This window comes from Rhizobium sp. 57MFTsu3.2, assembly GCF_012932765.1.
Taxonomy (GTDB): Bacteria; Pseudomonadota; Alphaproteobacteria; order Rhizobiales; family Rhizobiaceae; genus Rhizobium; species Rhizobium altiplani.
Genome location: NZ_JDWI01000001.1, coordinates 457982 through 483620 on the forward strand (window position 1 = coordinate 457982; position 25639 = coordinate 483620).

The following is a 25639-nucleotide window of genomic DNA, read 5'->3' on the forward strand; positions in this document are numbered from 1 at the left end:
CGATACTCTAGAAAATTATGTCGTCGCCGGGCAGGATGTCGCCCTCTTCGGATTCGGCAGCGGCAGGCGCCTTGACTTCCTCTTCCTCTTCCGGCTCGGGCGCCCTTACGCGGACGTCGATGATCTTGGCGCCCGGAAACTGGGCGAGGATCGCCGCCACATCCGGATCTTGGCGCGCGTCGCTGACCTGCTGCGCCTTGGCGTTGGCTTCGGCCTCGACGATCGTCGGCTGAGCTTCCTCGCGGCTGAGGCTGACGATCCAATGGATGCCTGTCCAGTCCTTGAGCTTGACAGCCAGTTCGTTCAGCAGCGTACCGGGGGCGCCTTCGGTCAGATTGACGTCGAGGCGGCCGGGCTCGATGCGAACCGGGCGTACGAAGTTGCGCACCAGCGCCTTGACCTTCACATCGCGCTTTTCACCGGCCAGATTGGCGATATCGGTGATCGAGTTTACCGAAACCAGTGGTTTCGGCGCCTCGGCCGGCTTCGTCTCGACGCGGCCGACCGGCACGTTCTGCGGGTCGGGATTAGGGACGGCGCGCAGCATCGCGGTCGGGCCGGCGGGCTGCGGGCGCGGGATCGACTCGGTCGATCGTGCCGCCAAATTGCGTTGATAGTTCACCGTTGCGCCGCCACCGCCGTTGCCCGATGGGACGGATGGACGGCCGCCACCGTTCGCCTCGGAAAACTCCGCGAGGCGACGGGCGGCGTCTTCCGGCGCCGGCAGATGGGCGGCATGTGTCAGTCGGATCAGCACCATCTCAGCGGCGCCGGCCGGGCGCGAGGAGCCTTCGGCTTCCGGAATGCCCTTCAGTAACATCTGCCAGATGCGCGACAGCGTCGTTACCGCCACGCTCTGCGCGAATTCGGCGGCCTTGGTACGTTCGATTTCGCTGAGCGAAGGATCGTTCGCGGCATCCGGCACGTATTTCAACCGCGTGACCAGATGCGTGAAATCAGCGAGATCGGTCAGCACGGCAACGGGATTGGCACCGGCTTCATACTGGCTTTCGAATTCGCCGAGCGCTGCTGCGACATCACCTTTTACGATATGATGAAAGAGATCGACGATGCGGGCGCGGTCGGCAAGGCCGAGCATCCCGCGCACCGTTTCCGCCAGCACCGCGCCGCCGCCATGGGCGATCGCCTGGTCGAGCAGCGAGAGACCGTCGCGCGCCGAACCTTCGGCGGCACGGGCAATCATCGCCAGCGCATCCGGCTCCGCCTCGATGCCTTCCTTCGATGCGATCGTGGTAAAGAGCCCAACGAGATCGGAGGCACTGATGCGGCGCAAGTCGAAACGCTGGCAGCGCGACAGGACGGTGATCGGGACCTTGCGGATTTCGGTGGTAGCGAAGATGAACTTCACATGCTCCGGCGGCTCTTCGAGCGTCTTCAGCAGGCCGTTGAAGGCCTGTGTCGAGAGCATGTGCACTTCGTCGATGATGTAGACCTTGTAGCGCGCCGAAACCGGGCGATAGCGCACCTGCTCGATGATCTCGCGGATATCGTCGATACCCGTGTGGGATGCAGCGTCCATCTCGATGACGTCGACATGCCGGCCTTCCATGATCGCCTGGCAATGCTCACCCGGGATCCGCAGATCGATCGTCGGCTTGTCGATGTCAGCGGTCTTGTAATTCAGCGCGCGAGCGAGGATGCGGGCGGTCGTCGTCTTGCCGACCCCGCGCACGCCGGTCAGCATGTAGGCTTGGGCAATACGGCCGGTCTCGAAGGCGTTGGTCAGGGTCTGAACCATCGGCTCCTGGCCGACCATCAGATCCGTGAAATCCTTGGGGCGGTATTTGCGTGCCAGCACCCGGTATCCGGTGCCCGTCGAGGCGGCATCTTGTGACTGTCGCTCGGTGTCGCTCATCGCCCTGCTTATCACCCGGACTGCCCGAGCAAGAATGGAGAGAAAGGTGGGAGGCTGGCACGATGACCCGTGCCGGGCTCGTTAGGGCTGCTTCCTTCCGGACCTGACCCGGTTGGCGAGTGGCTCGTCCACCACCAACCTCCCGGATGCACATATCGGCAATATCGCCATCAAAAGCAAGCCAAGCTCAAAAAAAACTGCTAGCCTCAGGAAAACATGGAGGAATGCCTGTTGGACGAATTCAAACTCGACCGTCGGCTGGAGAGCGATAGCGACCGAGTTATTCAGACCGGGCTCTGCGATCTCAGGCTGTCGAAGGACGCCCGCTGGCCGTGGCTGATTCTCGTGCCACGCAGAACGGATATCAGCGAAGTCTTCGAACTGACGCCCCTCGATCAGGTGTTGCTGACATTCGAGACGGAGATGGTCGCCTCCGCCCTGAAGAAGATCACCGGCGCCACAAAAATCAATATTGGGGCCCTTGGCAACATCGTCCGTCAGCTTCATGTTCATGTCATTGCCCGCTTCGAAGGCGATGCCAATTGGCCAAATCCCGTCTGGGGTTTTGGCAAGGCTGAACCTTACGCGGCGGATAAGAGAGATGACCTTATAGAGAAGTTGCGGGAAGCCCTTTCATCATGAGCCGTTCGCTTTTCGATTCGGATGTTCCGCATCCGGAACCCAGTAGCCTGACTGCCTTCGCAGCCAATGACCTGATCCGTGATTCCGAACATCGCGACGAGACATCCGTCGACAAGGCGCTTGCCAAGGAAGGAACGCATATCTTCGCCTTTGCCGGCGACAAGCTGGTCTTGAAGCATGACGGGCAGGTGCTTGATCCGCTGTTTGCACGCTACGAGCTGAAGGACCTGCGGCCCAACTGGGATGAGACCGTCCTGCTCGGCTATCGAAAAACCGGGGAGCCGCGCCTTGCCGTGCCGGTGGGTGTTCCGGAAGAAGAGTTGGCCAGCCATTACAAGCCTTCGGATGGCCGTTCGCTATTTCGCGAGATGCTGATCGACGAGGTTCTACTCGGGGAGTTTGCGCAGGGAGCGAGCCTCATCCGCTGGAACCGCGACAACAAGTTCTGCGGCCGCTGCGGCTCGACCATGGAGATCCATATCGGCGGCTACAAGCGCGTCTGCACAGCCTGCGGACATGAAATCTTCCCGCGCACCGACCCCGTCGTCATCATGCTCACGATCGACGAGGAGCGCGATCTCTGCCTTCTTGGCCGCAGCCCGCATTTCGCTCCGGGCATGTATTCCTGTCTTGCCGGTTTCGTAGAACCGGGTGAGACGATCGAGAACGCTGTGCGCCGTGAGACGCTGGAAGAATCCGGAATTCATACCGGACGGATCCGCTATCACGCTTCGCAACCCTGGCCGATGCCCCATACGCTGATGCTTGGCTGCTTCGCCGAAGCCAAGTCCAAGGACGTCAAGTACGATACCCAGGAGCTGGAGGACTGCCGCTGGTTCACGCGTGAAGAAACGCTTGAGATGCTTGAACGCCCCGGCGTGACCGGCAAGGCACCACCGCCCAAGGGGGCGATCGCCCATCGGCTGATGCGCGATTGGATAGAGTGGAAAAGCAATAAGGCCTGACAGAACGAGGCCCCTGACATGGCACGCTCCGAACGCCTTCTGACGTTGCTGCAAACCCTGCGGCGCTATCGCCGGCCGGTCAGCGGCGCTGTGCTTGCCACCGAAACTGGCGTCAGCATCCGCACGCTTTATCGCGATATTTCGAGCCTGCAGGCACAGGGCGCCTTGATCGAAGGAGAGCCAGGTCTCGGCTACGTGTTGAAGCCGGGTTTCATGCTGCCACCGATGATGTTTTCGCAGGACGAGATCGAGGCGCTCGTCCTCGGTTCGCGATGGGTTGCGCGTGCCGCCGATCCACGCCTTGCCGCCGCCGGCGCCGATGCCCTCGCCAAGATCGCCGACGTGCTGCCGCAGGAGATGCGAGACGAGATCGAGACCTCGACGCTGCTCGTCCATCTCCGACCGCCCGTTGCCGACAAGGCTGATCTCAGTGCCATTCGCAAGGCGATTCGCGCCGAACGAATCCTCAAGTTGACCTACTCGGATGAGGGCGGAACCGTCTCCGTCCGCAATATCTGGCCTTTCGCGCTGAGCTATTTCGAGCAGGTGCGGGTTGTCGTTGCCTGGTGTGAATTGCGTCAGGATTACCGCCACTTCCGCACCGACCGGATCGTCGAAATGATCCCTCAGGACGGCCGTTATCCGCGCCGGCGCGCGGTCCTGCTCAAGGAATGGCGAGACCAGCAAGATATTGCACCCTGACCGCGACACTACTGCCATAAACTGACAGTGGTCAGCGCTATTATCGGTACCAATCCAATAGGAGGACCGATGATGATGAGCCTGAACCTGAGCCGATCTACGTGCGGCAACCATGCTGTCGACGAGACCTCTTCCGATGCAGGATATCCGCAATCCACGCTGCTGCGCATGATGCTGAACGCGTCGCGCCAGATGGCGCATCGCAGGTGTTCGCGCCTCGATCCGGACACCATGCCGGAGTGGAAGAAACGCGATCTCGGCTTCGTCGATTGGGGCAGCCCCTGCCACGAAGGCTAGCCGCACACGACACAACTCCCAAGACGCATGACCGACCGCCGCCGCTGTCAACGAGGCAGTGGCGTTTCTTCGCCTGCCACCCTGTCACAACGAGGACGACCCGATGAACAGCCCGAACCTCATCATTCTCTACGTCAAGGACCCGGCCACAAGTGCCGGTTTCTACCGGTCCTTGCTCGGCCGAGAGCCTGTCGCCGAAGCCCCGAACTTTGTCGCCTTCGCGCTTGATGGCGGCTTCACGCTCGGCCTCTGGCGGCTGAGCAAGGTTACCCCGCAGCCGTCCGCTACGGGCAGCCGCGCCGAGATCGCCTTCATGGTTCCCGGCGAGAACGGCGTGTCGACGCTTTACGAGGATTGGCGCAAGCGCCAGTTGCCGATCGCGCAGGACCTTACGGACATGGATTTCGGCCCGACCTTCGTCGTGCTCGACCCGGACGGCCATCGCCTGCGGGTGTGTGAGCCGGACAAGTAAATCACAAAGAAAAGGGCGCCCGCAGGCGCCCTTTTTCATTTCTGCAGTTGGCCCCGCATTGGGTGGCCCTTGTAGACGCCGAGGATGCGCACCTTCTCGGAAAAGAAGCGCAGCTCCTCCAATGCACGCCGGACATTCGGATCGTTCGGGTGACCCTCAATGTCAGCATAGAACTGCGTTGCGACGAACTTGCCGCCGAGCTGATAGCTCTCCAGCTTGGTCATGTTGATGGTGTTGGTCGCAAAGCCGCCAAGCGCCTTGTAGAGTGCGGCCGGGATGTTTCGGACGTTGAAGACAAACGTCGTGACGAGCTTCTCCTCGGCCGAGCCGCGATGCGCCCATTCCTCGTCGCGTGAAAGGATGACGAAGCGGGTGACATTGTTTTCCGTGTCCTCGACATTCTCGGCAACGATGTCGAGACCGTAGAGATCGGCGGCAAGGCGCGGCGCCAGCGCCGCCATCGAGCGGTCCCCGGTTTCCTTGACGAGCTTTGCAGCACCTGCCGTGTCGCCAGCGATCACCGGCTTCCAGCCGTGCGAACGCACGATCTTGCGGCACTGCCCAAGGGCGTGGATGTGGCTGTGAACCGTGCGGATCTCATCCTTGGTGACGCCCGGGAGCACCATCAACTGGAAGCGGATCGGCATGAAATACTCGCCGATGATGTGCAGGCGCGACTCCGGCAGCAAGTGATGAATGTCGGCGACGCGGCCAGCGATCGTGTTCTCGATCGGGATCATTCCGATATCGGCATCGCCATTCTCGACCGCCACGAAGGCATCCTCGAACGTCTGGCACGGCAGCGGCTCCATGGTCGGAAACATGTCACGGCACGCCATGTCGGAGTTCGCGCCGAACTCACCCTGGAAGGCGATCCTGTTGGTGGTGATGTTCATGGAAAATCCGTCACTTCGTTCTTGCGGAGAGAATGCGCCGCGCCTTTTCAAGGTCGGCGGGAGTATCGACACCGAGCGGAACCGTGTCAACGATCTCGACATCGATGCGCATGCCGGCTTCCAGCGCGCGCAGCTGCTCCAGCGACTCGCGCTTTTCCAAGACCGATGGTCCGAGCGTAACGAAACGCTCCAAGGCCGAGCGGCGGTAAGCATAGAGGCCGATATGGTGATAAAGCGGTCCATCACCGTAGGGTGCCGTCGTGCGGGTGAAGTAGAGCGCCTTCAGGCGGCTTTCCGAGATCGGCGAGCCGACGACCTTGACGATATGCGGTGCCGTCTTGTCGGCCTCGTCCTCGATCTCGATCGTCAGTGTTGCGATGTCGACGCTCGGATCCTCCAGCGGGCGCAGCGCGGCGCGAACGGTTTCCGGCTCGATCGTCGGCAGATCGCCCTGCACGTTGACGACGAACTTGGCTTTCCCCTCCGGATCCACCTTCATGAGCGCCTCGTAAATGCGATCCGAACCGGACTGATGATCCTTGCTGGTCATGATGACTTCAAAGCCTGCCGCGGCCACGACATCATGGACCTGTTGGTCATCAACCGCGACAACGACGCGGCCAATTTCGGCTTCCTTCGCCCGCAGCGCCACCTGCACGATCATCGGCAGCCCGCAAATATCGGCGAGCGGCTTGCCTGGAAGACGGGTCGATGCCATGCGGGCCGGGATCAGCACGAGCACGTCATCTAAATTTGGACTGGTCATTGTTCGGGCCTTCTAATCCGGGCGGAACGGTGTCAAAAAGTCTCACGCAACAGGCCATTTAGACTGTTGCAACGAATAGCCAAAAGACATAGGTTCCGCGCGATTTCAAGATGGTCCGGTTTTATGTCTGCCGGCTGCAAGGGGAGCATTGCAGATGAATTCATACGTGAATATGGCTGTGGGGGCACTGCTCGGAACGGTTTTCGTTCTGATGACCGTCTCCATCGCGTCGGAGGGAATCTTTCATTCGGAGAGCCCGGAGAAGGAAGGTTTCGCGATCGTCGCCGAAGAGGCCGCTGCCGCTGGTGGCGGCGAGGCCGCACCGGCTGCAGCCGTTCCGATCGCACAGCTACTTGCAAAGGCGGACGCCAAGGCTGGCGAGGCTGTTTTCAAGAAGTGTCAGGCCTGTCATGACGCGACCAAGGGGGGACCGAACAAGGTTGGTCCGAACCTCTTCGGTCTCGTCGATCGTCCGATCGCCACGCATGAAGGCTTTGCCTACTCGTCGGGCATGAAGGACTTCTCCAAGGGCGGCAGCGAGAAGTGGACCTTCGATCATCTGAACCACTTCCTGGCAGCACCGAAGAAGTACGTTGCCGGCACGGCAATGGGCTTTGCCGGTCTTCCGAAGGACACGGATCGCGCCAACGTCATCCTTTACCTTCACACGCTGGCCGATTCGCCGGTTCCGCTTCCGGATCCGAACGCACCGGATAGCGCGACGCAGTAAGTCGCTGCTCGGTTCCAGACGAAAATCGAAGCCCGGCTGACGCCGGGCTTTTTCTTTGCCTAGCCGCCGAGCAAAAAGGCCCAGAACGAAACGGAGATGGCGCCAAGCGCCGTCGTTAGCGTGATCGTCGAAGCTGCCAGGCTGTGGCCGACACCGAAACGGTTGGCGATCAGCCAGGCGTTGACGCCCGTTGGAACCGACGAAATCAGCACCAGGGCCGCCGTCCAGTCACTGGCAAGCCCGACCAGATGGCTCGCCGCCCAGACGCAGGCCGGCAACAGCAACAACTTGAAGGCGGAGGTGACGCTGGCGATGCCGGCGTTGCCTGAAATGCCGTATTTCTCAAGCGCCATGCCGAGCGAAATCAGCGCGACCGGCCCGGCGACACCGGCGATCTGATCGATTATGGCGCCTACCGGTCCCGGCATGGTGAGCCCTAACAGGTGCATGGCAGCACCGCCGGCCAAGCCGATCACCAGCGGGTTTTTGACGAGATTGTGGGCGATCTGGCGCACCACTTTGGCGATGCTGCGCTCCTTCTTGCCGGCGATCTTGTGCTCGGCGCGCTCCATCAGGATGGTTCCGATAATCATCATCACAGGCAGATGGACCGCGATCAGAATCGAGAGCGGCACGAGCCCCTTGTCACCGACCGTGCGCTGAACGAGCGGCAGTCCGATGAAGATGGTGTTGGCGAAGGCTGACGATACACCGGCAAGCACGCCAATGCGGTCATCGCGCCCGAAGAAGCGCGTCGCGGCGATATGGGCCGCGACCCAAGTCACTCCGACGCCCGAGAAATAGGCGATCCAGAGACGGAAGGGCGAGGCACCGTGAAAATCGGCGTTGGCGATCGTGCGGAACAACAACAGCGGCACGGCGATCTTGAAGACGAACTCGCTCAGCGCATCGCCGATCTCCGCCTTCATCAGCCGTAGTTTCACGGTCAGCCAGCCGATAAGGATCATGATAAAGATGGGAAGGACGTCGAAGATGATGGCTGACATTCAATGCGGCTGCCTTGCGAGGGAATAAGCATGCCTAGCAGCAAAACGGCCGTGATGACAAACCGCCAAAACATAAAAGCAAAAAAAGCGGGCTCTGCCCGCTTTTCCGCATCCGGTCCTGCCGGATAGCCGGTCTGCAATGCTGCCAGTTCATCCGTGGTCAGCGTTACTCCGGTATCGTCGAAGGGCGTCATTCCCTTCTTCATTGGCTGCCGCTCGGAAGCCGCTCATGCCAATGTCATTGAGGATGCTTATAGGACGGGGAAATGACATGCGGATGACGGATTCCCGCTATATGAAATGCGAGGGACCACCAGCCGCACGCTTATAGGTGGGACGCAACCGTGTCGTCTTGGCATGCGCAAGCTCAGAAGTCGGCCACGGCCACCAGAGCAACGCGGTGTCCCGCTGTATTTTCAAATGCTCTTGTGCCCACGGGCAAAATCGTGCGATGTCCGATGCCGGCTGGGGAGACCAACATGGGGGTAAATTTTGCCAACAGGTAAAGTCAAGTGGTTCAACCAGGACAAGGGCTTCGGATTCATCACTCCGGATGACGGCGGAACCGACGTCTTTCTTCACATCACGGCCGCTCAACGAGGCGGGATCGACACCGTGAAAGAAGGAATGGGCATAGCGTTCGAAGTCGCGCAGGACCGTCGAACGGGCAGAACGTCTGCCGACAATGTCCGGCAAGTTTGAAAACGGTCAGTGCGGCCGAAGGGCCGCACTGACTCCGCCGCTCGGAGACGACATGAAGCGTACTTTGGCTGCCTGCCTCGTCATTCTCTTTGCCGCCGGGCCATCATTTGCCGATGACGCGAGTTCCAAACTTTCATTTTTTTACGACAGCTGCGTTTCCTCTGGCCCGGACTTCGAGCGCACGGCTGAGCGTGCGAAAGCCGACGAATGGCCTTCGATGGCAGAGGATATGGCGCTGACCTTCACCCCGATGGAGAATCCGGAAGCGCTGGAAGGATGGATCGTCAGCGGCGGCGAAGCTGAGAGCTTTCAAGCGCTGGTGGTCTCGCGGGCGGATGTCGGCGGCAAAACCGTCGAAGGCTGCACGGTGGCACTGGGGGACGTCGACGCGGATGTTTTCGAGAAAGCGCTGGTCGAGAAGGTGAACGCTGTCTCGGCGGGTGAAGAGCAAGGGCAGGATCGCGTTTACAAGCGATATACCGCCACCATCAACGGGCGCAGCGAGGCGATCACTTTGACGCTCCCGCTCTATGCAAAGGGTTCCGATCAGATCATCGCCAGCACCGTGGCAGAGCAGCAGATCGAACACTAGCTCGCCGCCGTCGGCCATGCGCCCTTATCAGATGATATGAGATTTTAATGTCGGAGGCCCGTCGTCCGAATGGAACGGCTATGGCTTTGTCCGCATCCTGTGACGACAGGTCATGAACTCCGGCCGCCCGTCGAGGGCATATTCACGTGACCTGTTTGCCAACCAGCAGGAAACGTACATGCATCCCCAAAGGAAGCCATTTGTCGTGGAGATCAAGAAAACACGTCGTCTTTTTCCAGGGTCGCCATCAAAAAGCGACTTTCATTTGGAGAAAGCCAGCCCCGACGACGAAAAGCGCGCCCGCGAGGCTGCGCAGGGCACACGACCAAACGACGAAAGATAGTAAATTAGGATGGTAAGCAGGAACCTCCCCCATGAGTATTTCTTCCTCAACGGCGCACGTTCCGACGGACCGGTTATCGGCCATATCGACGGCACACCGATCCCCGCTCGCGTAGTCGACACCAGGGGCAGCCGCTATCGTTTTGTTGGAATTGCCCGTCGTGATCGACGTGGCAGGCTCGATGTCACTGCCTTGCGCAAGAACGAGTGGCTCGTAAAGCCCGACCTGATCTATGCTGCCGCTGCTTGAGACGCGCCTTTTGAACGCCGCGGTCACGGGGGGGCGGCCGGCGACATTTGACCCGTCACAGTGCATTTTTGCGATGAGATAGACGGCCCAGCGGCATTTCCGCTTCCCATGCGGCGAAAATTCGCTAAGACCGGTCACCGGCTATCACCTAACCCGGGACCTTCCCTTTCATGACCAAATTCGATGTTCTGACTGTCGGCAACGCGATCGTCGATATCATCGCGCGTTGCGACGACCAGTTCCTCATTGACAATGAGATCACCAAGGCCGCGATGAACCTCATCGATGCCGAGCGCGCAGAACTTCTCTATGCGCGCATGGGACCGGCGGTGGAGGCCTCCGGCGGCAGCGCCGGCAACACGGCCGCGGGTGTGGCGAGCTTCGGCGGCAAGGCCGCCTATTTCGGCAAGGTCGCGGAAGACCAGCTCGGCGAAATCTTCGCGCACGATATCCATGCGCAGGGTGTTCACTATCAGACACAGCCGAAGGGGACATTCCCGCCGACCGCGCGCTCGATGATCTTCGTCACCGAAGACGGCGAACGCTCGATGAATACCTACCTCGGCGCCTGCGTCGAGCTCGGGCCCGAAGACGTCGAGGCCGATGTCGTCGCCCAGTCCAAGGTCACCTATTTCGAAGGCTACCTCTGGGATCCGCCGCGCGCCAAGGAAGCGATCCGCGAATGCGCCCGTATCGCCCACGAGAACGGCCGTGAGATGTCGATGACGCTTTCCGACAGCTTCTGCGTCAACCGCTATCGCGGCGAATTCCTCGACCTGATGCGCTCCGGCACCGTCGACATCGTCTTCGCCAATCGTCAGGAAGCGCTGGCGCTCTATGAAACCGACGACTTCGAAGAAGCGCTGATCCTTATCGCCAAGGACTGCAAGATCGCGGCCGTAACGATGAGCGAGAACGGCGCCGTGATTCTCAAGGGCAGCGAGCGCTTCTACGTGGATGCTATCAAGATCAGGGAACTGGTCGACACCACAGGCGCGGGCGATCTCTTTGCCGCCGGCTTCCTCTATGGCTACACACAGGGTCGGACGCTGGAAGACTGCGGCAAGCTCGGCTGCCTCGCGGCTGGCATCGTGATCCAGCAGATCGGCCCGCGGCCGATGAAGTCGCTGGCCGAGGCCGGCAAGCAGGCGAACCTTATTTAAAGGCTTCGCCTGGATAAGCGCCCCAGATTTCCGACTGCGCCACCCATCCTTCGGCGCCGTCTATCTTGGCAAAGCACCAGTCGCCATTGCACTCGCCGATGTTCATCATGACGCCGGGCTCGAGCTTGGCGACGACGCTTGCCGACGGCTGGGCATCGCGGCGCATGTTGACGTAGACAGACTTACCCTTGCCCTTCATCCACGGGGCGGCGATTGCCGCACGCGAGCCCGACAGCAGCGATTGGTTGACCCAACCCTCGGTGCCGTCGGCATCGCGGATCTGGCGCCAGTTGTCGTATTCCTGAATGATTTCGACCGGCAGGCCGGCCTTCAGATACATCCATGAGGCCGCATAGTCGGTGCCAGGGCCGATGCGCAGGTTGACGCGCTTGGACTTGAGCGTGACGAAGCGCGGCAGCGGCAGGCCACTCGGTCCCTTTGCAGCCTGTGCGGAGGCCATTTCAGCCGTTCCCGCAGAAAGCACGAAACCGATCGCAAGGGCGAGGCAAGATTTCAGGACTTTGCTATGCATGGGACTTCCGTTTGCTCAGAGGAGGGCAGGACTGCTGCCTGATTCCGGGAATTCGACATTCCTGCGCACGCTGAGCGAGTTTTGTTTGTCTTCGCGCGCGGGTCTGGTAGAAATTCCCCGGAACGGGAAAATTATCCCGCGTCTTGGTTAAGGACCTCTGAACAAGTTAGCGCCGGCGCACATGACGACGAAGAAAAAACCGAAGGTCTACATCACGCGGAAGCTGCCCGATGCGGTCGAGACGCGCATGCGCGAACTCTTCGACGCGGAACTCAATATCGACGATGCACCGCGCTCCAAAGCCGAGCTGATCGCCGCCGTCAAAAGCGCCGACGTGCTCGTTCCGACCGTCACCGACCGGATCGATGCCACGGTGATCGAGGAGGCCGGGCCGCAGCTGAAATTGATCGCCAGCTTCTCGAACGGCACCGATCACATCGACGTCGAGGCGGCGGCTCGCAAAGGCATCACCGTCACCAATACGCCGAACGTGCTGACCGAAGACACCGCCGACATGACCATGGCGCTGATCCTCGCCGTTCCGCGCCGCTTGGGTGAAGGCGCGCGGGTGCTGACCGACCATCCCGGCGAGTGGCCCGGCTGGTCGCCGACCTGGATGCTCGGGCGACGGATTCACGGCAAGCGCATCGGCATCGTCGGCATGGGGCGGATCGGCACCGCCGTTGCGCGCCGCGCCAAGGCTTTCGGCCTCTCGATCCACTATCACAACCGCAAGCGCGTCAACCCGGCGACCGAAGATGAGCTGGAGGCGACCTACTGGGAGAGCCTCGACCAGATGCTCGCCCGCGTCGACATCGTTTCTGTCAATTGCCCCTCGACACCGGCAACGTTCCATCTGTTGTCGGCCCGCCGTCTGGCGCTGCTGCAGCCGACGGCCTACCTCGTCAACACCGCCCGCGGCGACGTGATCGACGAAGCGGCACTGATCAAGAGTCTGCGGGAGGGAAAGCTGGCGGGCGCCGGTCTCGACGTCTTCGAGAATGAACCGGCGGTCAATCCGAAGCTCGTCAAGCTCGCAAATGAAGGCAAGGTCGTACTTCTGCCGCACATGAGCTCGGCGACGATCGAAGGCCGCATCGACATGGGCGACAAGGTGATCATCAACATCCGCACCTTTATCGATGGCCATCGCCCGCCGAACCGTGTGCTGCCGGGCCGCTAGGCCGGAACAGGCTTACGCATCTCGATCGATGTCGTCCTGGTGAATCCGGGATGGGCATTTTCAGCGGTCTTCTCAAATCCCCAGCGGATAAAGACATCGTGGTTTTCGACAAGCTCGATGCGCGTTTCGAGCCTCAGTGATGGCAGGGAGTGGGACCGCGCCACCTCTTCCGAGACCGCCAGCAGCCGACGGCCGATACCCCGGCCCTGCGCGTCGGGCGCGATCGCCAGCTTGCCGACATAGAGGCAGGCTTCTTCTGGTCGCAGAAAGACGCAGCCACATAAAGCATCGCCTTCCATTGCCGCATACGCGATTTCAGAACGCGCCTTATCGGCAAGCGTCGTCGGCGTGAGCTTCAAGGCGGAGGATGGCGGATCGATCCGGTCGTTCATATAGGCGAACGACGATAGGACTAGCGCCAGCAACTCCTCCCAGCGTTGAAAGTCTTCATCGATCCGAATGATGTTCATGACGCCGGGCTCTGTTTCTGGCGACGCCTCTTGTAGCGGATCGTGTCGAAGCGGGCGGCAAGCGCATCATAGAGCAGCAGCCGTCCAATCAGCGGTTCGCCCGTGCCGGTGACGAGCTTGATCGCTTCCATTGCCATCAGCGTGCCGATCACGCCGGTCAGCGCACCGATGATGCCGGTCTCCGCACAGGCCGGGATCAGACCAGCCGGCGGCTTCTCGGGGAAGAGATCGCGATAGGTTGGGTTCGGTGTGCCATCCTCCGCCGTCTCGTAGGGCTTGAGCACTGTGACGGAGCCATCGAAGCGACCAACCGCGCCTGTCACCAAGGGGATTTGCGCAGTCTCGGCAGCGTCGGCCGCCGTATAGCGCGTATCAAAATTGTCGGAGCCGTCGATCAGCAGATCGAAGCCTGAGAGATGGCGGCGCGCCGTGTCAGGCGAGAAGCGCTCTTCGAAGCGGATCACGTTGACGTGCGGGTTCAACCTTGCAATCGCGAAGGCGGCACTCTGCGTCTTCAGTTCGCCGATCGTGCCGGAATCGTGGATCACCTGCCGCTGCAGGTTGGAAAGCGAAACGCGGTCGTCATCGGCGATACCGAGCGTGCCGACGCCGGCGGCTGCGAGATATTGCAGGACCGGCGCTCCCAGCCCACCGGCACCGATGACAAGCATGCGGGCGGATTTCAGTTTCTGCTGGCCTGCGCCACCGATCTCGGGAAGCAGGATATGGCGCTGATATCGCGCGATTTCTTCCGGGCTGAGCGGTTCCATGGGCGCGATGCTAGCATGGCCTTTGGTTGAGGGGGAAGCGGCATCGGTCATTCGAAAACCTTTCCATCGGCAACGGTGAAGAATTGCGCGCGCTCGCCGAGAGCGGAAAACATGGCGCAGTCCGTGCCTGTCATGAAGGCCTGGCCGCCGAGCGCGTCAATGAGGTCGAAGAGCGCAGCACGCCTGCCTTCGTCGAGATGCGCGGCAATCTCATCAAGCAAGAGAATCGGCGCATGGCCCGTGAGATTGGCCACCAGACGGGCATGGGCAAGAATCAGTCCGACCAGCAGCGCCTTCTGCTCGCCGGTGGAACAGCGCGATGCTTCCATCTGCTTTTGCCGGTGGCGAACAAGCAGATCTGCGCGATGGGGGCCGTCGAGCGTGCGGCCGGCCGCGGCATCGCGGTAGCGGCTCTCCGCAAGCATAGCCGCATAGTCATCCTCAAGATCAACGGCGGGGCGCGAGAACTGACCATCCATAAAGCCGGCAAGTTCCAGCGCTGCGGCGGGAAAGGGCGAGGTTTCGTGCGTCTCGTCGATGAGGCGGGCAAGAAGACCGAGCATCTCCTGGCGTGCCATCGCCATGGCAATGCCGAGGCTTGCCATCTGCTGTTCGAGGCCGGAGAGCCAGGCGGGATCGAAGCGACGCTCGTCGAGCAGCTTGTTGCGGCTGCGCATGGCGCGCTCGAAATCGCTGGCACGGCGGCCATGGGCCGGATCGAGCGACAGCACGAGCCGATCAAGCAAACGGCGGCGCTCGGACGAACCACCGGTGAAGAGGCCATCCATCGAGGGCGTCAGCCACAGGAGACGGAGATGGTCGGTCAGTTCATCGGCCGACTTTGCAGGCGTGCCGTTGATCCGCAGGCGGCGGGAAATGCTGTCGTCGGTGGTATCGACACCCGTGCCGATTTCCACCTCGCCGTCCATGCCATCGAGCTCCGCGAAGATCGAAAATCCGGCCGTCGCACCGACACGGGTGACATCGCCATAGGTGGCACGACGCAGGCCGCGGCCCGGCGACAGGAAGGATACGGCCTCCATCAGATTGGTCTTGCCGGCGCCATTGTCCCCCGTCAGCACCACATGCCGACCGTCGAGCGACAGCGAGACAGACGCGTAGTTGCGAAAGTCGGTCAGCTTGAGACGGGACAGGGAGACCTTGTGCGGCATTAGATATCCGGATTCGTGGTGCCCGAGAGCTAAGCGCAACGGGGCCGGATGGCAAGGGTGCGGGTGTAGTCGGATGCCGATGATGCATGGGTGCGCACCTGGATGTTGGCCACATGACTGGAGAATCGTATGATGACGTCGAGGTTGGGGGGACTTCGATGAGACGTTTGACGAAAACACGGATGGCGATCGGCGGTGTGGCGGTCTTGTTGGTCGCCTATCTGCTTGTCACTTATTTCCTCATTCCCGAAATATGGATCCATCGCGACGCCAGCCGTATTGCGGAATTCGGTCCAATGGTGACGACCACCAAGCAGGATATTCCCGGCGACCCCATCAATGTTGGGCTCGTCGGTTCGAAGGAGAACGTGCTTCGGGCATTTGCATCGGCTGGGTGGGACCCGGCCGACAAGATCACGCTGCGGACATCAGCCGAAATCGGCTTGAGCGTCGTGCTCGATCGGCCCGACCTCGACGCTCCCGTGAGCCCATTGCTGTTCGAGGGCCGCCAGCAGGATCTGGCATTTGAAAAGGCCGTGGGCAAGAGCGCCGACGAGCGCCACCACGTTCGTTTCTGGCAAACCAAGAGCAGCGGTGCAGATGGGCAACCGCTGTGGCTTGGATCGGCGAGTTTTGATCGCGGGGTAGGCTTCAGCCACGATACCGGCCAGATCACCCATCACATCGCGCCTGATGTCGACGCTGAGCGAGATCTTGTTATCGGCGATCTTCAGGCAGCCGGGCAATTGTCGTCGACTTACGAGATCGCGGGCATCGGCGCCACGAGGACCGGCCGCAACGGTGGCGGCGACCCCTATTTCACCGATGGAAAGGCGCTGATCGGCGTGCTGCGCGCTGTCGGCGCCCCTTAACGCGCTTCGCCTCGCGCACCTTCATCGTCGCCAATTTGCGGTTCCAAATAGCGTCGAATAGTTGAAAAATGCGGGCCGAATCGCCAGAGGTGCGCCGTTGAAGATAGCCGCAGCACAGACCATCGTTTCGCCTGACATTACCGCGAATGGCCGAACAATCCGGAGCATGATTGCGGCCACCGCTGCTGATGGCGCGCGGGTCATCAATTTCTGCGAAGGCGCACTTTCGGGATATTCGAAATCACAGATCTTGCATCCCGAGGACTGGGCCAGCTTCGATTGGCGGCAGCAGGAGGCCGAGCTTCGGGCAATCGCCGATCTCTGTGGTGATCTTCGCATCTTTGCGGTTGTCGGCGGAGCACATCGGCTGGCGGAGGGCTACCCCCCGCACAACAGCCTGTATGTCTTTTCCGAAACCGGAGCGCTGCTTACCCGCTATGACAAGAGGTTTCTGTCGAACAGCGAACTTGGCGGCTGGTACTCTCCCGGCACCGCGCCGATCACTTTCGATATCAACGGCTACCGATTCGGTTGCGCGATCTGCATCGAAGCTACGTTTCCGGAGGTATTCCAGGAGTATGCCAATCTCGGCGTCGATGCCGTGCTCTTCTCCTCCTATGGCATTCCCGAATATTTCCAGATTGCGCTGCGCGCGCATGCGGGGCTGAACTGCATCTGGATCGGCGCTGCAACGCCGGTGCAGAAGGCCGCCAAGGGGCCGGCCGGCATCATCGGCCCGGATGGAAAATGGGTGGCGCAGTGTGCTGCCACTCCCGAACCAGGCCTGGCAACCGCGGTGTTGAACCGAGACGACCCGGCATACGACATTCCGCTGCAGAAGGCCCGACCGTGGCGGCTCAAGGCGCGACAGGGTGATATCTATCGCGAGAGGATGGCGGACGATCCCCGAAGCGAAGACAGAAGCGGCTACTGACGCGCAATGCTGCCTTGCGTCGCGGTCCCTTCATCTCGAGACGCAGATGGCCTATATGAGCGCTGTCGCGGATTGCGACGCGCCGGAGTTGACGATGGATACAGAAATTCAGGGCCGCGCGGCACATGTCGCCGCCATACGCGAGCGTGCCGAAGCCGAGATGAAGGCGATGGGCGTCGACGAGGCGTTCATCGATCGGTTGGTCGAGACGTTCTACGCCCGTGTGCTGCAGCATGCGACGCTTGGACCCGTGTTTGATGCCCGGCTTTCCGGCCGCTGGTCCGACCATATGCAGAAGATGAAGAGCTTCTGGTCATCAATTGCCTTTCGCAACGGCGCTTATGGCGGCAAGCCGGTGCAGGCGCACACGGGCGTCGCGAACCTGACGCCCGATCTCTTCCCGCAATGGCTGGCACTGTTTTCCGCGACGCTCAGCGATATCGCGCCGAACCCTGAGGCCAAGGCCTGGTTCATGACGACCGCTGAACGCATCGCCAAGAGCCTGACGCTGTCGCTGTTCTACAATCCAGCACTCGACGCGCCCCAGGCCAAACCCGCCTGAGCGTCACTTCAGGCGACACGCTTGTAGAAAAATGTGGTGGCGCAGAGGCCGCCCTCCGGCCACAGCGCATAATCCGGGATGACACCGACCGGCTCCCAGCCCAGCCTGGGGTAGATCGCCTCGGCATCGCTGCCGGTTGCCGTGTCAAGCACGAGGAGCGTCTTGCCGCGGACGGCGGCTTCTCGTTCCGCAGCATCCATCAGCAGACGTGCAAGGCCCTTGCCCCGGGCCGAGCGATGCACCAACAGCTTCTTCAGATCGCCGCGATGCGGCTGATTCGGCATCTGTGCGGCACCGACCTGCACCGTGCCAACGGCTCTGCCGTCGATCTCCGCCACGAGGAGCAGCGTTGCACCGGACGCGACGGCATCGGCGACGCCCTGCCAGTAAGGCTCGGCATCCGCGTTGCCATAAGGCTGCATGAAGCCGACCGAGGCGCCGCCGTTGACGCAATCGGTCAGCACGTCGCAGAGGTCGGGGATCGCCGCACGGGCTTCTGCCGCATCAAGAAGGCGGATCGTAGCTGTCATCACTTTTTCTCCTGAAATGAATTAGCGCCCGCGCCGATCGAGTACGACGCAATAGCGGGCGGGAATGTTGCCGGGGTTATGAAAAACATGGCCTTCGCCGACCGGCAAGAACAGGCAGTCGCCAGGCAGCAGTCGGTAGACGGTGTCGCCCGTCGTCATTTCCATTTCGCCATCGAACAGCCAGACATGCTGTGTCATGCCGTTGCTGGCTGCGTGCGGCGGGAAACTAACGCGACCGCCTGGCGGGAATTCGACATCGACGATATCGACAGACGAAGCGGCTCCCGGCGGGGAGACGGAGCGCCTGACGTAACCGGTCTCCGGATCCCGCCAGACCTGCTGGTCCTGACGGCGCGACAGCGGCGAGACCTCGCCGTCCTCGGCAAAGAAGGCCGACAGCGACAGGCCGAGCGCTGCGCAAATCCTGGCGAGGAGCGGGGCCGTCGGGCTCGCTTCGCCGCGCTCGATGCGGGAGATCATCGCCCGGCTGACGCCGGAGGCGTTGGCCAGGTCTTCCAGCGTCAAATTCCGCTCGATCCGCAGTCTGCGGATGCGAAGGCCGATCGCCGTTTCGAGTTCTTGTTCCATCATTGGATCCGATTTTCTATTATAATAGACTTTCACGATCTGATAATAGAATCAAGTATCATGTTTCGGTCCGCGAAACGGCGACTTATCGTAAACGAACCCCTGCTTTTCCGCTTTGCGGCAAGGGTCGGCGCTGCTATATGGCGCGCATGAGCACCAATTCGACGACTCCGCTTTCCCATATCCGCAATTTCTCGATCGTGGCCCACATCGACCACGGCAAATCGACGCTTGCCGACCGCCTGATCCAATCGACCGGCGGCCTGGCAGAGCGCGAGATGTCCGAGCAGGTGCTTGACAACATGGATATCGAGCGCGAGCGCGGCATCACCATCAAGGCCCAGACGGTGCGTCTGCACTACAAGGCCAAGGATGGCGAGACCTATATCCTGAATTTGATCGACACGCCCGGACACGTCGACTTCGCCTATGAGGTCTCGCGCTCGCTCTCGGCCTGCGAAGGTTCGCTGCTCGTCGTTGACGCCAGCCAAGGCGTGGAAGCCCAGACGCTCGCCAACGTCTACCAGGCGATCGACAACAACCACGAGCTTGTCACCGTCCTCAACAAGATCGACCTGCCAGCCGCCGAACCTGATCGCATCAAGGAACAGATCGAGGAAGTGATCGGTATCGATGCCTCGGAAGCCGTGTTGATTTCGGCAAAGACCGGCCTCGGCATCCCCGATGTCCTCGAGGCAATCGTTCAGAAGTTACCGGCGCCGAAGAGCCCCGGCGGTGAAAAGGCACCGCTGAAGGCGCTGCTCGTTGACAGCTGGTACGACACCTATCTCGGCGTCATGGTCCTCGTCCGCGTCATCGACGGCGTGCTGACCAAGGGCCAGACGATCCGCATGATGGGCACGGACGCCAAGTACCAGGTGGAACGCGTCGGCGTGCTGACGCCAAAGATGGTCAATGTCGACAGTCTCGGGCCTGGCGAAATCGGCTTCATCACCGCCTCCATCAAGGAAGTGGCCGATACGCGCGTCGGCGATACCATCACCGAGGACAAGCGCCCAACGACGCAGGCCTTGCCGGGCTTCAAGCCGGCACAACCGGTCGTGTTCTGCGGTCTCTTCCCCGTCGATGCCGCGGATTTCGAGGATCTGCGCGCGGCGATGGGCAAGCTTCGCCTGAATGATGCCTCCTTCTCCTTCGAAATGGAATCATCCGCCGCACTCGGCTTCGGCTTCCGTTGCGGCTTCCTTGGCCTGCTGCACCTTGAGATCATCCAGGAACGCCTTGAGCGCGAATTCGACCTCGACCTGATCGCCACTGCGCCTTCGGTCGTCTACCAGCTGACGATGACCGACGGCAGCGAGCGCGAACTGCACAATCCGGCTGACATGCCCGATGTCGTCAAGATCGACGAGATCCGCGAGCCCTGGATCAAGGCGACGATCATGACGCCTGATGATTACCTCGGCGGCATTCTCAAGCTCTGCCAGGATCGTCGCGGCATCCAGACGGAACTCACCTATGTCGGCACCCGCGCAATGGTGACCTACGAGTTGCCGCTCAATGAAGTTGTCTTCGACTTCTACGACCGGCTGAAGTCGATTTCGAAGGGCTACGCCTCCTTCGACTATCACCTCGAAGGCTACCGCGAAGGTAACCTCGTCAAGCTGTCGATCCTCGTCAATGGAGAGCCTGTCGATGCGCTCTCCATGCTCGTCCACCGCGCGTCTGCCGAGAAGCGTGGCCGCGACATGTGCGAGCGGCTGAAGGAACTGATCCCGAAGCACATGTTCAAGATCCCAATCCAGGCAGCGATCGGCGGCAACGTGATTGCCCGCGAGACCATCTCGGCGCTGCGCAAGGACGTGACGGCCAAGTGCTACGGCGGCGACGCCACCCGAAAGCGCAAACTTCTGGACAAGCAGAAGGAAGGCAAGAAGCGCATGCGCCAGTTCGGAAAGGTGGAGATTCCACAGGAAGCCTTCATCGCCGCGCTCAAGATGGGCGACGAATAAAAGCATCATTTTCAGCCCGGCCGGCGCACGACGCATGGCCGGGCTTTTTGATCCTGCGCTGCCTCAACTGCAGGCCATGTATTCCTTCACCAGCCCTTGATAGGCGTCCATCGACGGCAGCGCCTCGTAGCTGCGGACCGCGCCGGTTTCGGCGAAGGGCAGTTTTTCGCGGGTCCAGGTCTCGATGAACGGCCGGAACCAGCGCGGATCGTCCAGCATCGTCGGACGCAGGTTGACGAACCAATCCATCCCGTCCGATCGCGTGAACATCCAGGTCATGCAGTGGCCGCAGAAATAGTGGTGCGCCTCGACGCCGTGCAGCCCACCGATGACGGGCTCTCCTTCGGTGATTTCGAAGGCCTCCGCCGGGATCGCGGCACTCAGCGAAAAGGCGCTCGACGACATCTTCTGGCACCCTGTGCAATGGCACGCCATGGTCAAAAGCGGCTTGGCGCGGATCTTCAATCGCACGCGGCCGCATCGGCAGCCACCGGTCCAAGGTAGATTTACTTCGGTCATCGCGACCTCCCTTCGTCATGCTCAATCTAGCGGCAGGCGGCGCGGCGTCAAACTGTCGGCTGCAGGCAAACCGGCATCGCCTCCTAGGAATCGGAAAGCCATGATCGCGCGGATATTCGCGCCACTGGCAGCGACCAAGCGATAGCGACCTTTGGATCGAGTGCACACTGGCCCACCTCCGCACCGGCCCGCTTGTCGACCAGAATCAACGCACCGTTTTCCGTCAGCGTCTGCAAGCCACGGGCGAAGACCGGTGCCACCTAATCCAGTCGTTCCCCGAAATCGCGGGACAACGCAGCATTTCAAAAACAGACGGCGGCAAGATGTCGCAAACGAGCCTATCCGTCATTGAATAGTCAACGTAATTCGCCGCAAAGGCATCAAAAGATGAGCCGGCTACCCTCGGTATATGCAATCATTGATTGAATGCATTGAAGCTTGCCCATCGTACGAAACGGCACAGCACGGGCGAAATCCCTCCTTCTGCGGCAGGCCGGGCGGCTACAGACTAGAAATTTTCGCGGCGGCAAGGAGTGTCGCTCGCTGCTTCATTTGGGGACTTGCAACGGCAGGCCTTTACGATAGGTTGTGCGCTGACCTGAACGTAACTGGTCATGGGAACAAACGACTAATAAAGGCGAAAAGCCTAGAAAGGTGGCCCCCATATGAACTTTCTCACGAAAAAATTCCTGGCTTCAGCCGTGCTTGGCTCACTGCTGGCCGTGACCGCGCACGCCGCGACACTCAACATCCACAATGGCGGCGACCCGCAGTCCCTCGACCCGCAGAAGCTGTCGAGCGACTATGAGAACCGCATTGCTGGCGACATCTTCGAGGGCCTCGTCACCGAAGACCCGAAGGACGATCCGATCCCGGGACAGGCTGAAAGCTGGACCGTCTCGCAGGACGGCAAGGTTTATACCTTCAAGCTTCGCGACGGCATCAAGTGGTCGGATGGGCAGCCGGTGACGGCCGGCGACTTCGTCTTCGCCTTCCAGCGCCTTGTCGATCCGAAGAACGCCGCGGAATACGCCTATCTGCAATTCACCATCAAGAACGCGGAAAAGATCAACAAGGGCGAAATCACCGATTTCAGCCAGCTCGGCGTCAAGGCGATCGACGACAAGACGCTCGAGATCACGCTTGAGAACCCGACCCCCTATTTCATCAATTCGCTGATGCACTACACCGCCTATCCGCTGCCGAAGCATGTGGTTGAAGCCAAGGGCAATGACTGGGTGAAGATCGGCAACATCGTCACCAACGGCCCGTACAAGCCGACCGAGTGGATTCCGGGCGCGTCCGTCACGACAGTCAAGAACGACCATTACTACGGCGAGAAGGACCTGAAGATCGATGGCGTGAAGTTCTTCACGCTCGAGGATCAGGAAGCGGCTCTGAAGCGCTTTCGCGCCGGCGAATTCGACATCATGACCGACTTCCCGACGGATCAGTATGAATGGATGAAGAAGAACCTGCCGGGCCAGGCCCATGTCACGCCGTTCCTCGCCAGCTACTACTACGTCCTCAACGCCACGAAGCCGCCGTTCGACGACAAGCGCGTTCGTCAGGCCCTCTCGATGGCCGTCAACCGTGAAGTCATCGGCCCGAAGATCCTCGGCACCGGCGAACTGCCGGCCTATTCCTGGGTACCGCCGGGCACCGCGAATTATGGTGAGCCGGCCTATGTGAGCTGGAAGGACATGCCCTACAAGGAAAAGGTGGAAGAGGCGAAAAAGCTGCTCAAGGAAGCAGGCTTCGGACCTGACCACCCGCTGAAGGCACAGCTCCGCTACAACACCAATGACAACCACAAGCGCGTAGCTGTGGCGATCGCCTCGATGTGGAAGCCGCTCGGCGTACAGATCGAGCTCTACAACACCGAAACCAAGGTCCACTATGACGAGATGCAGCACGGTCAGGTCGAAATCGGCCGCGCAGGCTGGATCGCGGACTACAACGATCCTGATAACTTCCTGGGTCTACTCGTTTCCGGCGTTTCGATGAACTATGGCCGCTGGAGCAATGCCGACTTCGACAAGCTCGTCAAGGAAGCAAACGCTCAAACCGACCTGAAGAAGCGCGCCGAGATCTTCAAGCAGGCCGAACAGCTTGCGCTCGACGACAGCGCCGCCATTCCGCTTTATTACTATGTCTCGAAGAACGTGGTCTCGCCGAAGGTCCAGGGCTTCGTCGACAATATTCAGGACATCCATCGCACGCGCTGGCTGTCGGTCAAAGAATAAGGAACACCGGCCCTTCCCGCTGAATGTGGGAAGGGCCGATCCACGACCATGATCAAATATGCACTCCGTCGCCTGCTGTCGACGATCCCCGTGATGTGGATCGCCGTGACACTCAGCTTTTTTGTCTTGCGCCTTGCTCCCGGCGGCCCGTTCGATGGCGAGAGGCCATTGCCGCCGGTGATCCTGAAGAACCTCGCGGCTCACTACAATCTCGACAAGCCGCTGGTCGAACAATACCTGATCTACGTCTTCGACGTGTTGAAGGGTGATCTAGGCCCGTCGTTCGCCAACGAAGATTTCAGCGTTGCCCAGCAAATCATGATCGGCGTGCCTTACACGTTCACGATCGGGGGCCTCGCCTTCATTTTTGCCATCCTTATCGGCGTGACAGTCGGCTGTCTTGGGGCACTTTATCAGAATAAAGCGCCTGACTACCTCCTCGGGCTGCTCGTTCTCGTTGGCCTCGTTCTTCCGAACTTTCTGATTGCGCCTATCCTGCAGCTGGTCTTCGGTATCCATCTCGGCTGGCTGCCTGTCGGCGGATGGGGTGACGGCTCGTTCCGCTATCTCGTCATTCCGATCGTTGTGCTGGCTTTGCCACATGCGGGCCGCATCTCGCGCATGACCCGCGGCTCGATGATCGAGGTGATGAACCAGAACTACATCCGGACCGCCAAGGCCAAGGGCATCGGCCCACGGCTAACCGTTATTCGTCACGCGCTAAAGCCCGCCATGATGCCTGTCGTTTCCTATCTCGGTCCGGCGGCAAGCTACCTTCTCACCGGCTCGCTGGTTGTCGAGAGCATCTTCGGACTGCCGGGCATCGGCCGCTACTTCGTCAACGCAGCGCTGAACCGCGACTACGGCATGGTTCTCGGCACGGTCATCTTCTACATGGTGCTGATCGTCTTTCTGAACCTTCTCGTCGACATTGCCTATGCATGGCTCGATCCGAAAGTGAGAAACCGATGATCCTCAATCCAGCAAAGAGAGAGCTGCTCGCGGCCGAGCTTCTCGAGGCCGAAGGGCTTTCGCACAAGAGCCGCTCGCTGACCAGCGATGCGCTGCGTCGTCTCTCCCGCAACAAGGCAGCAGTCGTCGCCATCATCGTGTTGCTGCTCCTGATACTGGTCGCATTCATCGGCCCGTACCTGATCCCGTTCGACTACGAGGAACCGGATTGGGCGGCGTTTCGCATGCCGCCGGATATGGAAAGCGGCCATTATTTCGGAACAGATCCAAATGGCCGCGACCTGCTTGCGCGCGTGCTCTACGGCACCCGCGTCTCGCTTGCGGTTGCGGCAACTGCCACGATCGTTTCGGTGGTCATCGGGGTGCTCTATGGAGCGATCTCCGGATACATCGGCGGCAGACTCGACGCGCTCATGATGCGCTTCGTCGATATCATGTATGCGCTGCCTTACATCCTCTTCGTCATCCTGCTGATGGTGGTGTTCGGCCGAAACGTCTACCTGCTTTTTGCGGCAATCGGCGCGCTGGAGTGGCTGACCATGGCTCGCATCGTGCGCGGGCAAACACTCTCGATAAAGCAGCGCGAGTTCATCGAGGCGGCACGTGCATCCGGCCAGAAACCGTTCAAGATCATCCTCAAGCACATCATTCCGAACCTGGTCGGCCCAGTGGTGATTTTCGCCGCGTTGACCGTTCCTGAAATCATCGCGACCGAAAGCTTCCTGTCCTACCTCGGCTTCGGTGTTCAGGAACCGCTGACATCACTCGGGACGCTGATCGCCGAGGGCACCGACGCCATGGAAAGCATGCCGTGGCTCTTGGCCTTCCCGGCCTGCTTCCTCGTCGCCCTGCTGATGAGCCTGCTTTTCATCGGCGACGGCCTGCGCGATGCGTTCGACCCGAAGGATCGATAG

At 60.8% G+C, this 25639-nt stretch carries 30 protein-coding genes and 1 other RNA gene; 18 read left to right on the plus strand and 13 right to left on the minus strand.

Translation table 11 applies throughout. From position 1 onward, the window contains the following. Positions 1-7 precede the first annotated feature (7 nt). Both AF71_RS02235 and ffs read right to left on the minus strand, forming a co-directional pair. Positions 8-1876 carry a DNA polymerase III subunit gamma/tau gene (locus tag AF71_RS02235; RefSeq protein ID WP_169679548.1) on the minus strand — a complete coding sequence of 623 codons (1869 nt, stop codon included), beginning with the start codon at positions 1874-1876 and terminating at the stop codon, positions 8-10. 46 nt (positions 1877-1922) lie between these two features. Further along, positions 1923-2019, minus strand: an RNA gene (ffs, locus tag AF71_RS02240) — signal recognition particle sRNA small type. An 88-nt stretch (positions 2020-2107) separates the two neighbouring features. Here ffs and AF71_RS02245 point away from each other — a divergent pair. From AF71_RS02245 to AF71_RS02265, 5 genes are all read left to right on the plus strand, one after another. Continuing rightward, positions 2108-2518 (plus strand): HIT family protein, encoded by a 411-nt coding sequence (locus tag AF71_RS02245; protein ID WP_026371535.1) that lies wholly within the window; start codon positions 2108-2110, stop codon positions 2516-2518. Next, entirely contained in the window at positions 2515-3483 is a 969-nt protein-coding gene (gene nudC / locus AF71_RS02250) for an NAD(+) diphosphatase (protein ID WP_018855401.1), read from the plus strand. Before AF71_RS02245 ends, nudC begins: the two co-directional genes overlap by 4 nt. A gap of 18 nt (positions 3484-3501) precedes the next feature. Beyond that, complete coding sequence (locus AF71_RS02255; protein WP_169679550.1) at positions 3502-4185, plus strand: YafY family protein; 684 nt, start codon at positions 3502-3504, stop codon at positions 4183-4185. Between the two features lie 72 nt (positions 4186-4257). Continuing rightward, the gene (locus AF71_RS02260) at positions 4258-4482 is read left to right on the plus strand and encodes a hypothetical protein (protein WP_246733558.1); all 225 of its coding nucleotides are present in this window, start codon (positions 4258-4260) and stop codon (positions 4480-4482) included. A 103-nt stretch (positions 4483-4585) separates the two neighbouring features. Continuing rightward, positions 4586-4954: a VOC family protein gene (locus tag AF71_RS02265; protein WP_018855404.1), complete on the plus strand. Its 369-nt coding sequence runs from the start codon at positions 4586-4588 to the stop codon at positions 4952-4954. Between the two features lie 35 nt (positions 4955-4989). On the opposite strand, the gene AF71_RS02270 is transcribed toward AF71_RS02265, so the two are convergent. Together AF71_RS02270 and AF71_RS02275 are read right to left on the minus strand one after the other, a co-directional pair. Continuing rightward, positions 4990-5850, minus strand: coding sequence for a prephenate dehydratase (locus AF71_RS02270; protein WP_018859768.1), 861 nt, complete (start codon positions 5848-5850; stop codon positions 4990-4992). A 10-nt stretch (positions 5851-5860) separates the two neighbouring features. Beyond that, positions 5861-6616 carry a 3-deoxy-manno-octulosonate cytidylyltransferase gene (locus tag AF71_RS02275; RefSeq protein ID WP_018859767.1) on the minus strand — a complete coding sequence of 252 codons (756 nt, stop codon included), beginning with the start codon at positions 6614-6616 and terminating at the stop codon, positions 5861-5863. Between the two features lie 154 nt (positions 6617-6770). Here AF71_RS02275 and AF71_RS02280 point away from each other — a divergent pair, with 154 nt between their 5' ends. Continuing rightward, positions 6771-7346: a cytochrome c family protein gene (locus AF71_RS02280; protein ID WP_018859766.1), complete on the plus strand. Its 576-nt coding sequence runs from the start codon at positions 6771-6773 to the stop codon at positions 7344-7346. Between the two features lie 59 nt (positions 7347-7405). Here the strand turns inward: AF71_RS02280 and AF71_RS02285 are convergent, their stop codons facing one another. Beyond that, positions 7406-8353 carry an AEC family transporter gene (locus tag AF71_RS02285; protein WP_018859765.1) on the minus strand — a complete coding sequence of 316 codons (948 nt, stop codon included), beginning with the start codon at positions 8351-8353 and terminating at the stop codon, positions 7406-7408. Beyond that, positions 8311-8547 carry a hypothetical protein gene (locus AF71_RS02290; protein WP_156828811.1) on the minus strand — a complete coding sequence of 79 codons (237 nt, stop codon included), beginning with the start codon at positions 8545-8547 and terminating at the stop codon, positions 8311-8313. The genes AF71_RS02285 and AF71_RS02290 overlap by 43 nt, the downstream gene beginning before the upstream one ends. A 298-nt stretch (positions 8548-8845) precedes the next feature. On the opposite strand from AF71_RS02290, the gene AF71_RS02295 reads away from it, so the two are divergent. From AF71_RS02295 to AF71_RS02310, 4 genes are all read left to right on the plus strand, one after another. Next, positions 8846-9055 carry a cold-shock protein gene (locus tag AF71_RS02295; protein ID WP_018859764.1) on the plus strand — a complete coding sequence of 70 codons (210 nt, stop codon included), beginning with the start codon at positions 8846-8848 and terminating at the stop codon, positions 9053-9055. Positions 9056-9107: 52 nt separating this feature from the next. After that, complete coding sequence (locus AF71_RS02300; protein WP_018859763.1) at positions 9108-9647, plus strand: hypothetical protein; 540 nt, start codon at positions 9108-9110, stop codon at positions 9645-9647. A gap of 352 nt (positions 9648-9999) precedes the next feature. Next, complete coding sequence (locus AF71_RS02305; RefSeq protein WP_062375539.1) at positions 10000-10239, plus strand: hypothetical protein; 240 nt, start codon at positions 10000-10002, stop codon at positions 10237-10239. Positions 10240-10409: 170 nt separating this feature from the next. Then, positions 10410-11402: an adenosine kinase gene (locus AF71_RS02310; RefSeq protein WP_018859761.1), complete on the plus strand. Its 993-nt coding sequence runs from the start codon at positions 10410-10412 to the stop codon at positions 11400-11402. On the opposite strand, the gene AF71_RS02315 is transcribed toward AF71_RS02310, so the two are convergent. After that, positions 11395-11934, minus strand: coding sequence for an SH3 domain-containing protein (locus AF71_RS02315; RefSeq protein WP_018859760.1), 540 nt, complete (start codon positions 11932-11934; stop codon positions 11395-11397). The two genes, AF71_RS02310 and AF71_RS02315, sit on opposite strands and share 8 nt — an antisense overlap. A gap of 181 nt (positions 11935-12115) precedes the next feature. Here AF71_RS02315 and AF71_RS02320 point away from each other — a divergent pair, with 181 nt between their 5' ends. Beyond that, complete coding sequence (locus AF71_RS02320) at positions 12116-13117, plus strand: D-glycerate dehydrogenase (RefSeq protein WP_018859759.1); 1002 nt, start codon at positions 12116-12118, stop codon at positions 13115-13117. On the opposite strand, the gene AF71_RS02325 is transcribed toward AF71_RS02320, so the two are convergent. Genes AF71_RS02325 through recF form a run of 3 tightly spaced genes read right to left on the minus strand, consistent with a single transcriptional unit; the run spans position 13114 to position 15529 of the window. After that, positions 13114-13587 (minus strand): GNAT family N-acetyltransferase, encoded by a 474-nt coding sequence (locus AF71_RS02325; protein ID WP_025659715.1) that lies wholly within the window; start codon positions 13585-13587, stop codon positions 13114-13116. The genes AF71_RS02320 and AF71_RS02325 overlap by 4 nt on opposite strands. Further along, a complete protein-coding gene (locus AF71_RS02330; RefSeq protein ID WP_025659714.1) occupies positions 13584-14408 on the minus strand; it encodes a molybdopterin-synthase adenylyltransferase MoeB in 825 nt (274 codons plus the stop codon). The genes AF71_RS02325 and AF71_RS02330 overlap by 4 nt, the downstream gene beginning before the upstream one ends. Then, positions 14405-15529, minus strand: coding sequence for a DNA replication/repair protein RecF (gene recF / locus AF71_RS02335; RefSeq protein WP_169679554.1), 1125 nt, complete (start codon positions 15527-15529; stop codon positions 14405-14407). The genes AF71_RS02330 and recF overlap by 4 nt, the downstream gene beginning before the upstream one ends. A gap of 158 nt (positions 15530-15687) precedes the next feature. On the opposite strand from recF, the gene AF71_RS02340 reads away from it, so the two are divergent. The 3 genes from AF71_RS02340 (at position 15688) to AF71_RS02350 (ending at position 17897) form a co-directional block, all read left to right on the plus strand. Next, positions 15688-16401, plus strand: coding sequence for an LssY C-terminal domain-containing protein (locus AF71_RS02340; RefSeq protein WP_026372131.1), 714 nt, complete (start codon positions 15688-15690; stop codon positions 16399-16401). Between the two features lie 97 nt (positions 16402-16498). Beyond that, positions 16499-17335 (plus strand): carbon-nitrogen hydrolase family protein, encoded by an 837-nt coding sequence (locus AF71_RS02345; protein WP_169679556.1) that lies wholly within the window; start codon positions 16499-16501, stop codon positions 17333-17335. A 94-nt stretch (positions 17336-17429) separates the two neighbouring features. Beyond that, positions 17430-17897: a truncated hemoglobin gene (locus AF71_RS02350; RefSeq protein ID WP_026372130.1), complete on the plus strand. Its 468-nt coding sequence runs from the start codon at positions 17430-17432 to the stop codon at positions 17895-17897. 8 nt (positions 17898-17905) lie between these two features. On the opposite strand, the gene AF71_RS02355 is transcribed toward AF71_RS02350, so the two are convergent. Further along, positions 17906-18427, minus strand: a complete 522-nt coding sequence (locus AF71_RS02355) for a GNAT family N-acetyltransferase (RefSeq protein ID WP_018859752.1) — start codon at positions 18425-18427, stop codon at positions 17906-17908. 21 nt (positions 18428-18448) lie between these two features. Continuing rightward, positions 18449-19015 carry an XRE family transcriptional regulator gene (locus tag AF71_RS02360; RefSeq protein ID WP_169679558.1) on the minus strand — a complete coding sequence of 189 codons (567 nt, stop codon included), beginning with the start codon at positions 19013-19015 and terminating at the stop codon, positions 18449-18451. 140 nt (positions 19016-19155) lie between these two features. Between AF71_RS02360 and lepA the strand changes: the two genes are divergently transcribed. Then, the gene (gene lepA / locus AF71_RS02365) at positions 19156-20988 is read left to right on the plus strand and encodes a translation elongation factor 4 (RefSeq protein ID WP_018859750.1); all 1833 of its coding nucleotides are present in this window, start codon (positions 19156-19158) and stop codon (positions 20986-20988) included. 63 nt (positions 20989-21051) lie between these two features. On the opposite strand, the gene AF71_RS02370 is transcribed toward lepA, so the two are convergent. Then, on the minus strand, positions 21052-21507 hold the full coding sequence (locus AF71_RS02370; protein WP_018859749.1) for a GFA family protein: 456 nt from the start codon (positions 21505-21507) through the stop codon (positions 21052-21054). Positions 21508-22172: 665 nt separating this feature from the next. Here AF71_RS02370 and AF71_RS02375 point away from each other — a divergent pair. Genes AF71_RS02375 through AF71_RS02385 form a run of 3 tightly spaced genes read left to right on the plus strand, consistent with a single transcriptional unit; the run spans position 22173 to position 25639 of the window. Further along, a complete protein-coding gene (locus AF71_RS02375; RefSeq protein WP_169679560.1) occupies positions 22173-23753 on the plus strand; it encodes a peptide ABC transporter substrate-binding protein in 1581 nt (526 codons plus the stop codon). A 48-nt stretch (positions 23754-23801) separates the two neighbouring features. Then, positions 23802-24725, plus strand: coding sequence for an ABC transporter permease subunit (locus AF71_RS02380; RefSeq protein WP_169679562.1), 924 nt, complete (start codon positions 23802-23804; stop codon positions 24723-24725). Next, entirely contained in the window at positions 24722-25639 is a 918-nt protein-coding gene (locus AF71_RS02385) for an ABC transporter permease subunit (protein ID WP_062375524.1), read from the plus strand. The genes AF71_RS02380 and AF71_RS02385 overlap by 4 nt, the downstream gene beginning before the upstream one ends.

Coding starts and splice junctions, on each gene's coding strand:
- lepA (WP_018859750.1), top strand. CDS start 19,156: ATGGCGCGCATGAGCACCAATTCGACGACTCCGCTTTCCCATATCCGC.
- recF (WP_169679554.1), bottom strand. CDS start 15,529: ATGCCGCACAAGGTCTCCCTGTCCCGTCTCAAGCTGACCGACTTTCGC.
- nudC (WP_018855401.1), top strand. CDS start 2,515: ATGAGCCGTTCGCTTTTCGATTCGGATGTTCCGCATCCGGAACCCAGT.
- AF71_RS02260 (WP_246733558.1), top strand. CDS start 4,258: ATGATGAGCCTGAACCTGAGCCGATCTACGTGCGGCAACCATGCTGTC.
- AF71_RS02290 (WP_156828811.1), bottom strand. CDS start 8,547: ATGACGCCCTTCGACGATACCGGAGTAACGCTGACCACGGATGAACTG.
- AF71_RS02310 (WP_018859761.1), top strand. CDS start 10,410: ATGACCAAATTCGATGTTCTGACTGTCGGCAACGCGATCGTCGATATC.
- AF71_RS02305 (WP_062375539.1), top strand. CDS start 10,000: ATGGTAAGCAGGAACCTCCCCCATGAGTATTTCTTCCTCAACGGCGCA.
- AF71_RS02235 (WP_169679548.1), bottom strand. CDS start 1,876: ATGAGCGACACCGAGCGACAGTCACAAGATGCCGCCTCGACGGGCACC.
- AF71_RS02280 (WP_018859766.1), top strand. CDS start 6,771: ATGAATTCATACGTGAATATGGCTGTGGGGGCACTGCTCGGAACGGTT.
- AF71_RS02285 (WP_018859765.1), bottom strand. CDS start 8,353: ATGTCAGCCATCATCTTCGACGTCCTTCCCATCTTTATCATGATCCTT.
- AF71_RS02320 (WP_018859759.1), top strand. CDS start 12,116: ATGACGACGAAGAAAAAACCGAAGGTCTACATCACGCGGAAGCTGCCC.
- AF71_RS02255 (WP_169679550.1), top strand. CDS start 3,502: ATGGCACGCTCCGAACGCCTTCTGACGTTGCTGCAAACCCTGCGGCGC.
- AF71_RS02355 (WP_018859752.1), bottom strand. CDS start 18,427: ATGACAGCTACGATCCGCCTTCTTGATGCGGCAGAAGCCCGTGCGGCG.
- AF71_RS02370 (WP_018859749.1), bottom strand. CDS start 21,507: ATGACCGAAGTAAATCTACCTTGGACCGGTGGCTGCCGATGCGGCCGC.
- AF71_RS02350 (WP_026372130.1), top strand. CDS start 17,430: ATGGATACAGAAATTCAGGGCCGCGCGGCACATGTCGCCGCCATACGC.
- AF71_RS02330 (WP_025659714.1), bottom strand. CDS start 14,408: ATGACCGATGCCGCTTCCCCCTCAACCAAAGGCCATGCTAGCATCGCG.
- AF71_RS02380 (WP_169679562.1), top strand. CDS start 23,802: ATGATCAAATATGCACTCCGTCGCCTGCTGTCGACGATCCCCGTGATG.
- AF71_RS02340 (WP_026372131.1), top strand. CDS start 15,688: ATGAGACGTTTGACGAAAACACGGATGGCGATCGGCGGTGTGGCGGTC.
- AF71_RS02275 (WP_018859767.1), bottom strand. CDS start 6,616: ATGACCAGTCCAAATTTAGATGACGTGCTCGTGCTGATCCCGGCCCGC.
- AF71_RS02300 (WP_018859763.1), top strand. CDS start 9,108: ATGAAGCGTACTTTGGCTGCCTGCCTCGTCATTCTCTTTGCCGCCGGG.
- AF71_RS02270 (WP_018859768.1), bottom strand. CDS start 5,850: ATGAACATCACCACCAACAGGATCGCCTTCCAGGGTGAGTTCGGCGCG.
- AF71_RS02360 (WP_169679558.1), bottom strand. CDS start 19,015: ATGGAACAAGAACTCGAAACGGCGATCGGCCTTCGCATCCGCAGACTG.
- AF71_RS02375 (WP_169679560.1), top strand. CDS start 22,173: ATGAACTTTCTCACGAAAAAATTCCTGGCTTCAGCCGTGCTTGGCTCA.
- AF71_RS02385 (WP_062375524.1), top strand. CDS start 24,722: ATGATCCTCAATCCAGCAAAGAGAGAGCTGCTCGCGGCCGAGCTTCTC.
- AF71_RS02325 (WP_025659715.1), bottom strand. CDS start 13,587: ATGAACATCATTCGGATCGATGAAGACTTTCAACGCTGGGAGGAGTTG.
- AF71_RS02315 (WP_018859760.1), bottom strand. CDS start 11,934: ATGCATAGCAAAGTCCTGAAATCTTGCCTCGCCCTTGCGATCGGTTTC.
- AF71_RS02265 (WP_018855404.1), top strand. CDS start 4,586: ATGAACAGCCCGAACCTCATCATTCTCTACGTCAAGGACCCGGCCACA.